Here is an 11,995-nt window from a genome sequence, read left to right on the forward strand (position 1 = left end):
AGCAGGCTCAGCCCGCGATCGTCTCCAGCTCCTTCTCCTCCGCCCGCTGGGCCGCGAACCGGCGGGCCCCGTAGGCGACGACTCCGGCCCACAGCGCCACGACCACGGCGTACACGACGAAGCGCGCGCCGGTGCCGACCTCGAGACCCTTCAACAGCGTGCGCGCGTTGGTGAGGATCAGCACCAGCCCGACACCGACGCCGAGCCAGCGGGTCGCCAGCCGGGACACCAGCCAGGCCGCGAGCGGGGCCGCCAGCACCCCACCGACGAGCAGCGCCGCGACGAGGCCGTACGGGATGTTCGCCTGGCCGAGGCCGAACAGGAAGCCGAGGCTGGCCGCGACCGACACGATGAACTCCGCGGCGTTGACCGAACCCACCGTCTTGCGCGGCGCGAGCTTGCCGCTGCCGAGCAGCGCCGAGGTCGCGACCGGACCCCAACCGCCACCGCCGGTGGCGTCGACGAAACCGGCGATCAGCCCGAGCGGACCGAGGAACCGGCCTCCGACCCGACCCTCGATCACCGCGCGCACCTTGCCGGTCGCGAACCGGCCGAGGATGTAGACCCCGAGCAGGATCAGCAGCGCGGCGATCCACAGCGACGCCGACTCGGTCGACAGACTGGACAGGAACGTCGCGCCGGCGAACGCGCCGACGCCACCGGGCACCCCGATCAGCGCGACCACCCGCCAGTCGATGTTGCCGAACCGCCAGTGCGACAGGCCGGACGCGAGCGTGGTGCCCACCTCACTGAGGTGTACGGCGGCCGAGGCGACGGCCGGGGTGATCCCGGTGATCAGCAGCGCCGTGGTGGCGGTGACTCCGTAGGCCATACCGAGGGTGCCGTCGACGAGCTGGGCGATGGATCCGAGCAGGGCGATCAGGAAAAGACGACGCACGGAACTGCTCCTTCGGGCGATGAAGGACGACGAGGACGGGTCGAGGTGGTGCGCCCGAGGTCAACAGCCGGCGGAGTTCACGCGGAGCAGGTCGACGTGCCGGCGACGCGTGAGAGCGTCTCCGGGCGCGTTCGAGATGACCTGCATGAACTCAGGAAAGCAGACAAAGTCAGCCAAAATGCCTGGGTTTCAGGATTCGAGACACCTTTCTCACTTCGTGACGGGCCTCATCGCACTCCCTGAGTCAGCCCGCGAGCGCGCAGCACCGAGTTCTCCAGCGGCCGGAAGACCAACAGTTCGATGCCGACCCCGACCACGAAGATCAGCAGGATCCCGGCGAAGACCATCGAGATGTCCGACAGCGACATCCCGTTGTGCAGGTACTGGCCGAGCCCTTCGCCGAGGTCGGGCGAGGTCGCGATCAGCTCGGCCGCCATCAGCGACCGCCACGAGAAAGCCCAGCCCTGCTTGAGTCCGCCGAGGAATCCGGGCAGCGCGGCCGGCAGCAGGATGTACCGGATCCCGCTCCACCGCCCGGCGCCGAGCGCCTGGCCGACCCGCGGCAGGATCGGCGGCACCTGGTCGAGCCCGGACACCAGCCCGTTCGCGATCGACGGGACCGCGCCGAGCAGCACCACCCAGTAGATCGCCCGGTCGTTGAGGCCGAACCACAGGATCGCCGCCGGCACCCAGGCCACCGAGGGAAGGCTCTGCAGCCCGGACACCAGCGGCCCGACCCCGCGCCGGACCACGGTGATGTTCGCGATCGCCAGTCCGAGCGGTACGGCGATCAGCAGCGAGATCGCGAACCCGATCACGGCCCGGTGCACCGAGGTCCAGAACAGTTCGAGGATCTCGCCGGAGACCACCAGCTGCCAGATCTGGTCCCACACGGCGACCGGCGCGGGCAGTTTGAACTCCGGCCAGAACGCCGCCGCCCAGAGCACCTGCCAGATCAGCACGAAGACGGCGATCGCACCGATCGGCGGCAAGGCGCGCGCGGCGATCCGGCGTACCGGGCTCTCCCGGTACGCCGTGACCGGGGTGTCGAGCGCGTCGAGGCCCGCCTCGACGGAGCCGGCGTCGCGGTCGTCGACCGGGTGGACCCGGGTGGCTTCAGGCGGCATGGCTGCTGATCACCGTGCGCAGAGCGGCGTTGACCTCGTCCACCGCGGCGGCTTCCGCACCGTCGGTGAGCCCGTCGACGTTCCACTCCCGGACCACGCGGCCCGGACGCGAGGACAGCAGGACGACCCGCTGACCGAGCCGGACCGCCTCGCGGACGTCATGGGTGACGAACAGGATCGCCGTACCGGTGGCTCGCCAGATCCGCAGCAGCTCGCCCTGCAGGACGTCGCGAGTGATCGCGTCGAGCGCCGAGAACGGCTCGTCCATCAGCAGCAACGACGGCTTGCCCGCTCCCGCGCCCGTGTGATCGGTCGTCGAGGCCAGCGCCCGGGCGAGCGCGACGCGTTGCCGCATACCGCCGGACAGTTCATGCGGGCGCTTGTCGCCGAGCCCGGCGAGGCGGACCAGCTCGAGCAGTTCGGCGGCGGTAGCCCGACGGGCCGCTTTGCCGACGCCGGCCATGCGCAGCGGCAGCTCGACGTTGCCCGCCGCCGTGAGCCATGGCATCAGTGCGGCTTCCTGGAAGACGACTGCCGGCCGGGACGAGTTCAGCTCGATCCGGCCGCTCGTCGGCTGGTCCAGCCCGGCCACCAGGTTGAGCAGCGTCGTCTTGCCGCAGCCCGACGCGCCCACCAGGCAGACGAACTCACCCGGCCCGACCGCGAGGTCGACCTGGTCGAGCGCGACCACTGCCTTGGTGGACTGGCCGAAGGTCTTGCCGACCTGATGGAAGCGAACGGTGGTCACCGGCGGTGCAACTGTCCTGGTCTCGATCGTCGCGGTCATCGTGCCAACCCCTTACTTGGTGTCCAGGCCGGCGGCGTCGACGGTCGGCCGTCCGGCCTTGGTCAGCACCTCGTTGAGCGGCGCCAGGTCGGCGAATCCGGCCACGCTCGGCGCCTGCTTGGCGATCGCGGCGGTGACCTGGTCCTTGGCCAGCTGCGGGAACTGGGCCGCGACCGGGTCGGCGGTGATCGTGATGTTGGCGAACGCCCGGTCGATCACGGCCGGCTTCAGCGCCTTGCCGGTCAGCTCGAGCAGTTGCTTGTTGACCACCGTCTTGGCGGCGGCCTCGTCCTTGGTGCTGAAGTCGATCGCCGCGACCAGACCGGTCAGCAACGCCTTCACGGTCTGCGGGTGCTCCTGCAGGAACTGGGTCCGGACGATCAGCACGGTGGTCGGGAACTTGCCGTCGGGCCACAAGGAAGCCTCGTCCAGCAGCACCTTCGCGCCGGCGTCGAGCACCAGCCGCGACGACCAGGGCTCGGGCAGCCAGGCCGCGTCGACGTCACCCTTCTTGAACGCGTCGAGCGTCTGGGCGTTCTCCAGGTTGGTGACCTTGACCTTGCCGGCCAGGTTCTTCTCGGCCAGCCACTTCTTCAGCGACACGTCCTGGGTGTTGCCCAGCTGCGGCGTGACGACGGTCTTGCCGGCCAGATCCTCGGGCTTGGTGATCGCCGGCTTCACCACCAGCTGCGCGCCGCCCGAGGTGGCGCCGGCGATCAGCCGGACCGCGGACCCGTTCGACTTGGCGTAGGCGTTGATCGCCGGGCCGGAGCCGATGAAGGACGCGTCGAGTGACCCGCCGAGCAGCGCGCCGACGGCCTCCGGGCCGGCGTTGAACTTGGTCGGCACCAGCTTGGTGTCGCCGAGCTCCTTGCCGAACAGGTTCTGGTCGAGCCCGACCAGCGCCGCGGCGTGGGTGACGTTCGGGAAGTAGCCGAGCCGCAGCTGCGCGGCCGGGCCCTTGTCGGTCGCGGCGACCGGCTGCTCGTCGCTGTCGGCGCGGCTGCAACCGGCGACGACCGCCAGCAGCGAGACGGCAGCGGCCAGCAGGCGGATACGGCGGAAGTTGTGGCTCACAGTGGTGACCTTCAGGTGCGGGCGATCGGGCGGATCGCGTGCTGTTGTTCGGACCTAACGCGGGGGGCACCGGGAGGCCTGTCTGCCGACCATGAAAGCAAAGAAAACCTATCAATTGGGTTTTCTTTCACTATGCGAGACGGCGAGTCCACTCCGTGAGCCAGCCAATCCGCGGGGTGAACGGATCCGGATCCTGTTCCACCGCTGCCAATGTTGTTCAAAACTTATGCATTTGAAAGACTCTTCCAGGAGCGGTCATCGCCTCGGCGATGACCGTGGTCGGGTCCGGCGTCGCCGGAATGACCGCGGCGTTCCTGCCGAGCCGAACGTGTCGGGTCACGCCCTCGCGGCGGACGTTCGGCCGGCAGGCACACGCGGCCTGACCGCAAGACCCGCGGTCAGAGCTGTCCGAATGCGGTCACCCCGCTTGCCGCGACCGGTCCGCGCTACGTACGGTCCTCCGGGATCTGCCGCCTTCCGTGAGGAGCTCTGCCCGTGGCCGCACCTGTTGTACCGGACGGCTGGACCCCCGGCGGACCCCTCGACGTGGCGAGGCTCATGGTCGAGTACGCCGAGCAGCCGCTCGGCCTCGACGAGCCGCGCCCTCGCCTCGCCTGGATCGCCACCGCCCCCGGCTTCGGCGCCACCCAGTCGGCCTACCAGGTCCTGGTCGCCACCTCCCCGGAGCTGCTCACCCCGGACCGCGCCGACGTCTGGGACACCGGCAAGACCACCGGCGACACCATCCAACTCGAGTACGACGGCCTCGCCCTCGCCCCGCGCACCCGGTACCACTGGACCGTCCGCCTCTGGGACGGCCTCGACCGGGACGGCAACTGGAGCCGGCCGAGCTGGTTCGAGACCGCCCTGCTCGACGAAGGCTGGCAAGACGCCCGCTGGATCGGAGCCTCCACCGAAGCCGCTCCCCTGCTCCGCCGCAGCTTCGAGCTGACCAGCCCGATCGTCAGGGCTCGCCTCTACGCCGCCGGTCTCTCGTACGCCGACCTGCGCGTCAACGGCCAACCCGTCAGCGACGCCGTACTCGACCCCGGCTTCACCGACTACGACCACACCGTCCTCTACGTCACCCACGACGTCACCGAGCTGCTCCACCCCGGCGAGAATGTCCTCGGCGCCGAGCTCGGCCGCGGCTTCTTCGGCCTGACCACCCCGAATGTCTGGCGCTGGCACCAGGCTCCGTGGACCGGGGACCCGCGTCTGCTTGCTCGCCTCGTCGTCGACCACGAGGACGGCACCACCACCGAGATCCACTCGGACACCACCTGGCAGGTCACCAGCGGCCCGACCCTCAGCGACTCGCTCTACTCCGGCGAGACCTACGACGCCCGCCAGGAACAGCCCGGCTGGGACTCCCCCGGCTTCGACGCGTCGGCCTGGACTCCCGCGCTCGAGCTGCCGCAACCCAAGGGCGAGCTGCGAGCCCAGCAGCACGAGCCGATCCGCGTCGTCGAGGAAGTCGCCCCGACCGGGATCACCCGCCCGCACGCCGGCACCCAGGTGGTCGACTTCGGCCGCACCACCGCCGGCTGGGTCCGCCTGAAGGTCGAGGCCCCGGCCGGCCAGAAGATCACCCTTCTGTACGGCGAAACGCTGGCCCCCGACGGCACGGTCGTCGCCGTCAACCGGCACGTCGAGGTCGACCGCTTCCAGCGCGACGAATACATTGCCTCAGGCAACGGAATCGAGACCTGGTCGCCACGCTTCTCGTACAAGGGTTTCCGCTACGTCCAGGTCACCGGCGCCGACCACGCCGAGCTCACCCTCCAAGTGGTGCACTCCGACGTCCGCCCGGCCTCGCGGTTCAGCTCCGACGTCGAGGTCTACGAGTGGCTCGAGGGCGCTATGCGCCGCACGGTGCTGAACAACCTGCACGGCATCCCCACCGACACCCCGATCTTCGAGAAGAACGGCTGGACCGGCGACGCCCAGGTCGGCGCGCCGTCGATGGCCTCGCTCGTCGACCTGTCCCGCTTCTTCACCAAGTGGCTCGGCGACCTCCGCGACAGCCAGACCGCCGGCGGCCAGTTGCCCGTCATCGTGCCGTCCGGCGGCTGGGGGTACGCCGAACTCGCGCCCGCCACCGAGTGGTCGACGGTCTACCCGTTCGTCCTGCGCGAGATGCACCGCTGGTACGGCGACACCCGCGTGTTGCGCGACCACTGGGAGGCGGTCAACCGCTACCTCGACTGGGAACTGGCCCGCGTCGAGAACGGCCTGTCGACAAGTGTCCTCGGCGACTGGCTTCCCCCGGGCTACCCCGACGGCCCGCCGCCCGAGGACTCCCGGCTGACCGCCACGGCGTACCTGCACCGGGCGATCACCGCGGTGATCGAGATCGGCGAGCTGATCGGCGCGCACGGCCTGGAACGGTTGCACAAGGCAACGGCTGAGCTGGCCGAGGGCCTCAACCGCGAGTTCCTCGACCGCGAGGCCGGGCTCTACCGGACCGCGAAGGACCCCGACTACCGCCAGACCTCCAACGCGGTTCCGCTCGCCTTCGGCCTGGTGCCCGAGGACCTGGTCGACCGAGTGGTGGCCAACCTGGTCGCCGACGTCGAGGCGCGGGACTTCCACCTGAACACCGGGTGCCTCGGCGTCGGTGTGCTGCTCCCCGTCCTGACGCGGTACGGGCACGCCGACGTCGCCGCGAAGGTGGCCCAGCAGCGGACGTACCCGAGCTGGGGCTACTGGCTCGAGCAGGGCGCCGACACGCTGTGGGAGATGTGGGAGGCGGACACCCGGTCGCGCAACCACTACTTCCACGGCACGGCGGTGCAGTGGCTGCTGGAGAACGTGACCGGCCTCCGCAACGCCGGCAACGGCTGGCAGCGAATCGTCGTCCGTCCGGACGCCCGCTCCGGCACGGCGCAGGCGTCGGTGCGCACCGACACCGTCCGCGGCCGGGTGTCCGCGAGCTGGCGACTGGTCGGCCGGGTGCTGCACCTGGAGGTGCAGGTCCCGGTCGGCAGCACTGCCGAGGTGCACGTGCCCGCCGAGGAGCAGACCGACGTCACCGTCGTACCAGCCCCGTACGCCGCGGAGCCGGTGCAGGAGGACGGCTACCTGATCTACACGGTGCCGTCAGGGCACTGGTCGTTCACCAGCCGGACGGCATGACCTTCGTGAACAGCAGGTCGCGGCAGATCCGGCCCTCGACCTGCGCCCTGGACTCGAACTTGGTCAGCGGACGCCACGTCGGACGCGGGGCCCAGCCCTCCGCCCGGTCGCCGTACTGGTTGACCAGCAACGGTTCGTCCGAGCAGATCGCGAGCATCTCGTCGGCGTAGTCGGCCCAGTCGGTCGCCAGGTGCAGCGTGCCGCCCGGCCGCAGCCGCGACGCGACGAGCGCCACGAACGGCGCCTTCACCAGGCGCCGCTTGTTGTGCCGCTTCTTCTGCCACGGGTCGGGGAAGTAGATCCGTACGCCGTCCAGCGTGTCCGGCGCGACGTGATCGCGCAGGAAGTCGAGCGCGTCGCCGTGCAGCAGCCGGACGTTGGTCAGCTCGTTCTTCTCGACCGCGAGCATCAGCTGCCCGAGCCCGGCCGGGTACACCTCGGCCGCGAGGTGGTTGACGTCGGGCGCCGCCGCCGCGAGCTGCGCGGTCGCCTCGCCCATGCCCGACCCGATCTCCAGCACCACCGGCGCGGACCGGCCGAACCAGGCGTCCAGATCCAGCGTCCCGGCCGGCAGATCCGCCAGCTTGCGGCCGAGCTCGGTCCAGTGCGTCTCCCACACCCGCTGCTGTCCGACTGTCATCCGCACGCTGCGCCGGACGTGACTGAACACGCCCGGCTGCCGCACCTGGTCCACCGTTTCCACCGGTACAAAGTACAGGGCCTCAAGCACTGTGCCGGTAGTCGAGCAGGACGGGATCACCGCGCAGCCGGGCCAGCGCGCGGCTGGTCTGGCTCTTGATCGTCCCGACCGCGCAGCCGACCTCCTCCGCGGTCTCGGCCTCGCTCAGATCGACCAGGTACCGCAGCACGACCACCACCCGCATCCGTCCGGGCAGCCGCTCCAGGGCGGCGACCAGGACCGAGTCGCGCTCGATCCGGTCGTAGTAGTCGATCACCACCGGAAGCACCGGCAGCTCCTCGGTCGGGAACTCCAGCTTGCCCTTTTTCACCCGCCAGTAGGCCCGGCAGGTGTTGACCAGCACCTGCCGCACATAGGCGTACGGGTCGTCGGCCCGGATGCTGTCCCAGGTCCGCCAGCACTTGGCCAGCGTCGTCTGGACCACGTCCTCGGCCAGCCCGTGATCCTTGGTCAGCGAGTACGCGGTACCCAGCAAGGCGCCGTACCGTCTCGCCACGAACTCGGTGAAGCTCGCGGCGCTGTCCCCCGACAGTTCCGTCATGTTCGATCACCCCCGGCGTCGCTCTGCGAGAACACAGAGTCGCGTAAGTGACTTTCACGACACTTTCATCAGCTCACACCGGCAATCTACTCTCCCCAGAACAGCTGATCGACCACGTTGCGTGCCCGCCGGGTCACCCGGAGGTAGTCGTCGGAGAACTTGCTGGTCTGGCCCGGCGGATAACCGCAGATCTGCGCCACCGCGGCGAGGTCGCGCGGATCCCGCGGCAGGGAGTCGCCCGGGCGGGCCCGGACCAGCATGATCGCGTTCCGGATCCGCGTCGCCCGCTCCCACGCGGCCCGCAGGACCTCGGCCTGCTGGTGCTCGAACAGGCCCTGCTCGACCGCCACCCGCAACGCCCCGAGGGTCCGCGTCGTCCGCAGACCCTCGATCCGATGCGCCTCGCGCAGCTGCAGCAGCTGAACCGTCCACTCGATATCGGCCAGACCACCCCGGCCGAGTTTGGTGTGCGTGGCCGGATCGGCACCCCGCGGCAACCGCTCGGCGTCCACCCGCGCCTTGATCCGCCGGATCTCGACCACGTCCCGCTCCGGTACGCCGTCCGCCGGATAGCGCAGCGGATCGATCAACTCGCGGAACGCCCGGCACAGCTCGGGATCGCCGCAGAGCGGATCGGCGCGCAGCAACGCCTGCGCCTCCCAGACCGCCGACCAACGCGCGTAATACGACGCGTACGACGCCAGGGTGCGGACGAGTGGTCCCTGCCGGCCCTCCGGGCGCAGGTCGGCGTCGATCGCGACAGCCGGGTCCGATCCCGGCAGCGCGAGCAGCCGGCGCAGCTCGGTCGCGGCCTGGGTGGCGAAGTCGGTCGCGGCCTTCTCCGACGCCCCCGGCAACGGGTCGTGCACGAACATCACGTCGGCGTCGCTGCCGTAGCCGAGCTCGTGCCCGCCGAACCGGCCCATCGCGACGATCGCCATCCGGGTCGGCTCCTCGCCACCCTTGGCGACCACCCGCCGCGCGACCTCCAGCGCACTGGTCAGCGTCGCGGCGGAGATCGTCGTCAGCGCCTCGCCGACCGCCTCGACGTCGAGCAGGTTCGACAGGTCTGCGGCCGCGACCCGGAACAGCTCGCGCCGCCGGACCGCGCGGATCGCGGCGACCGCGGCCTCGGGCTTGTCCTGCCGACGGGCAGCGGCCGACATCTCGGTCAGCAGGGCCTCGGCCCCGCGCGGGACCAGTTCGCGTTCGTCCGCGAGCATCGCCGTCGCCTCGGGAGCGCGTTGCAGCAGGTCGACGGCGTACCGGCCGCTGGCGAGCAGGTGGGCGAGGCGTTCGGCGGAGGCACCCTCGTCGCGGAGCTGCCGCAGGTACCAGGGCGTCGAGCCGAGGGCGTCGGAGATCGTCCGGAAGGCGAGCAGACCGGCGTCCGGGTCGGGCGACTCGGCGAACCAGCCGAGCATCGCCGGCAGCAGGGCCCGCTGGATCGACGACCGCCGGGACACGCCCTCGGACAGGGCCTCGATGTGGCGCAGCGCGGACGCCGGATCGGCGTACCCGAGGGCGGTGAGGCGTTGCTTGGCCGCCTCGGGGGTGAGGCGGACCTCCTCGCCGGGGATCCTCGCGACGGCGGCGAGCAGCGGGCGGTAGAACAGCTTCTCGTGCAGGCGACGGACCTCGAGCGCGTGCTTCTTCCAGACCTTGGTGAGGTCGTTGATCGGGTCCTTGGTGAACCCGAGCGAACGGCCGAGCCTGCGCAGGTCGTCCTCCTGCTCGGGGACCGAGTGGGTTCGCCGAAGCCGGTACAGCTGGATCCGGTGCTCCATGGAACGCAGGAACCGGTACGCGTCGGCGAGCACGGCGCCGTCCGTACGGCCGACGTACCCGGAGCTGGTGAGCTGTTCCAGGGCGATCAGCGTCGTCCCGCTGCGGACGGACTCGTCACTGCGGCCGTGCACGAGTTGCAGCAACTGAACGGCGAACTCGACGTCCCGCAGGCCGCCCGGCCCGAGCTTCAGCTGGCGATCGACGTCGGCGGCCGGGATGTGGTCGACGACCCGGCGGCGCATCGCCTGGACGTCGTCGACGAACCCGTCGCGGTCGGCGGCCGACCAGACCAGGTGCGCGGTCCGTTCGGCGTACGCCTGACCGAGCTCGACGTCGCCGGCGATCGGGCGGGCCTTCAGCAGGGCCTGGAACTCCCATGTCTTGGCCCAACGCTGGTAGTAGGCGAGATGGCTGTCGAGCGTGCGGACGAGCGGGCCGGACTTGCCTTCCGGGCGCAGCGCGGCGTCGACCGGCCAGAGCGTGCCCTCGGCGGTGTGCGCGGAACAGATCCGCATCGCTGCGGCGGCCAGTTGGGTGGCGGTCTTCAGCGCCGGCGCTTCGTCCTGCCCTTCGAGCGGCTCGGCGACGAACAGGACGTCGACGTCACTCACGTAGTTCAGCTCGCGGCCGCCACACTTGCCCATGGCAATGATCGCGAGCCGGCAGTCGGCGGCCTCAGGATGCTGGCGGAAGTAGTCGTTGCGGGCGATCCGGAGCGCGGTCTCCAAGGCGCCGCCGGCCAGGTCGGCGAGCACGGCGGCGGTCTCGTCGACCAGCAGACCTTCGGCCAGGTCGCGGGCGGCGAGGCGGAGCAGGAGCCTGCGGTATTCGATGCGGAGGGCATCGATCGGGTTGTCCGCGTCGACAGCGGTCGCCAGCCGGACGGCGACGTCGTCCGGGGTCGGGTTGCTCCCGGCGAGCGCCGGATCGGCCAGGTCGTACCAGTGCCGGGGGTGGACCGTCAGATGGCGGCCGAGGGCCTCGCTCGCCCCGAGCACACCGCACAGGCGGCGGCGGAAGTCGCCGTCCATGTCGAGCGTGCGGGCGAAGGCGGCGAGGTCGTAGTCGTGCTGGGCCAGCGCTTCGGCGAGGCCGAGCAGGTGGAGCAGCGCGAGGTCGGGATCGGCTGCCTCGGACAGCGAGGTGATCAGCTGGTCGGTCGCCATCGGGGTGTGCGGTTCCAGCAGGTCGAGCTGGTCGAGCTGTTTCGCGGCCCGCTGAGGGTCCGCGAACCCCCGGCGTACCAGCTGGCCCTCACTGGAAACCTTCCGCGACTCCGCCACCCCCGCAGGTTACCGGCGCAGATCGCGGTTCGGTTGCGGGGTGATCACACTCAACACACGGAGTGGTCTGGCAAAAGCGGTCCGTGACCGGCATGATGACTGGTCATGGTCATGATGACGGGGTCGCTCGCTGTTCGGGGCACGGTGGTCTGGTTGACGCCCCAGCAGGGTGGGCGAGTGTCCGGGCCGCCCGAGCCGGACTACGACTACGACTACACAGCCACCGCTTACCTGCCACCACGCACGCCCGAGGACGGCCAGGTCGGCATCGCCCTGCGCCGCTTCGCGCCCGGCGCCTGGCGCTCCTCGGCCGAAGGCATCCTGGTGCCGGCCCAGGACCACCGCGCCCAGCAGGTCGTCCCCGGCAGCATGCTCGTGGTCACGGAGGGGACGCGGCCGGTCGGGTTGCTCACCGTCGAGGAGGTCAGCATCCTCGCCCCCGACGGCACGACGGTCCCGGAGGTCCGCGCCACCACTCCGGCACCACCGGCCCTCACCGCGCCGTACCGCCACTCCACCGCGGCGGCCCGCTGGACCACCCCGGAAACCGCAAGCGCCGGCTGAAGGCGGAGAGAGTGGGGCACGCAGCCCCCGGCACTCCGCCTTCCCTTACGCCGACGGCCCGGCGACCGCAGGTCGCCGGGCCGTCGGTTCCT

At 70.8% G+C, this 11,995-nt stretch carries 10 protein-coding genes; 2 read left to right on the forward strand and 8 right to left on the reverse strand.

Annotated features, from left to right (window positions below):
* Window positions 1-7 precede the first annotated feature (7 nt).
* The 5 genes from BWI15_RS26120 to BWI15_RS26135 form a co-directional block, all read right to left on the reverse strand.
* Window positions 8-898, reverse strand: coding sequence for a sulfite exporter TauE/SafE family protein (locus tag BWI15_RS26120; protein ID WP_077017064.1), 891 nt, complete (start codon window positions 896-898; stop codon window positions 8-10).
* 60 nt (window positions 899-958) lie between these two features.
* A complete protein-coding gene (locus tag BWI15_RS40765; RefSeq protein ID WP_432951024.1) occupies window positions 959-1,045 on the reverse strand; it encodes a putative leader peptide in 87 nt (28 codons plus the stop codon).
* An 80-nt stretch (window positions 1,046-1,125) separates the two neighbouring features.
* Window positions 1,126-2,025, reverse strand: coding sequence for an ABC transporter permease (locus tag BWI15_RS26125; protein WP_077017065.1), 900 nt, complete (start codon window positions 2,023-2,025; stop codon window positions 1,126-1,128).
* On the reverse strand, window positions 2,015-2,812 hold the full coding sequence (locus tag BWI15_RS26130) for an ABC transporter ATP-binding protein (protein ID WP_077017066.1): 798 nt from the start codon (window positions 2,810-2,812) through the stop codon (window positions 2,015-2,017). Before BWI15_RS26130 ends, BWI15_RS26125 begins: the two co-directional genes overlap by 11 nt.
* 12 nt (window positions 2,813-2,824) lie before the next feature.
* On the reverse strand, window positions 2,825-3,889 hold the full coding sequence (locus BWI15_RS26135) for an ABC transporter substrate-binding protein (protein WP_077017067.1): 1,065 nt from the start codon (window positions 3,887-3,889) through the stop codon (window positions 2,825-2,827).
* 495 nt (window positions 3,890-4,384) lie between these two features.
* Between BWI15_RS26135 and BWI15_RS26140 the strand changes: the two genes are divergently transcribed.
* The gene (locus BWI15_RS26140) at window positions 4,385-7,027 is read left to right on the forward strand and encodes a family 78 glycoside hydrolase catalytic domain (RefSeq protein WP_077017068.1); all 2,643 of its coding nucleotides are present in this window, start codon (window positions 4,385-4,387) and stop codon (window positions 7,025-7,027) included.
* Here BWI15_RS26140 and trmB read toward each other — a convergent pair.
* The 3 genes from trmB to BWI15_RS26155 all read right to left on the reverse strand — a co-directional run bounded on the left by trmB (window position 7,008) and on the right by BWI15_RS26155 (window position 11,339).
* Entirely contained in the window at window positions 7,008-7,730 is a 723-nt protein-coding gene (trmB, locus tag BWI15_RS26145; protein WP_077017069.1) for a tRNA (guanosine(46)-N7)-methyltransferase TrmB, read from the reverse strand. The genes BWI15_RS26140 and trmB overlap by 20 nt on opposite strands.
* Window positions 7,731-7,749: 19 nt before the next feature.
* Window positions 7,750-8,268 carry a SigE family RNA polymerase sigma factor gene (locus BWI15_RS26150; protein ID WP_077017070.1) on the reverse strand — a complete coding sequence of 173 codons (519 nt, stop codon included), beginning with the start codon at window positions 8,266-8,268 and terminating at the stop codon, window positions 7,750-7,752.
* 86 nt (window positions 8,269-8,354) lie between these two features.
* Window positions 8,355-11,339 carry a bifunctional [glutamine synthetase] adenylyltransferase/[glutamine synthetase]-adenylyl-L-tyrosine phosphorylase gene (locus BWI15_RS26155; protein WP_077017071.1) on the reverse strand — a complete coding sequence of 995 codons (2,985 nt, stop codon included), beginning with the start codon at window positions 11,337-11,339 and terminating at the stop codon, window positions 8,355-8,357.
* Window positions 11,340-11,444: 105 nt separating this feature from the next.
* Here BWI15_RS26155 and BWI15_RS26160 point away from each other — a divergent pair, with 105 nt between their 5' ends.
* On the forward strand, window positions 11,445-11,903 hold the full coding sequence (locus tag BWI15_RS26160; RefSeq protein WP_077017072.1) for a hypothetical protein: 459 nt from the start codon (window positions 11,445-11,447) through the stop codon (window positions 11,901-11,903).
* The last annotated feature ends 92 nt before the right edge of the window (window positions 11,904-11,995 follow it).

Origin of the sequence: Kribbella sp. ALI-6-A (assembly GCF_001984195.1) — a bacterium.
GTDB lineage: Bacteria > Actinomycetota > Actinomycetes > Propionibacteriales > Kribbellaceae > Kribbella.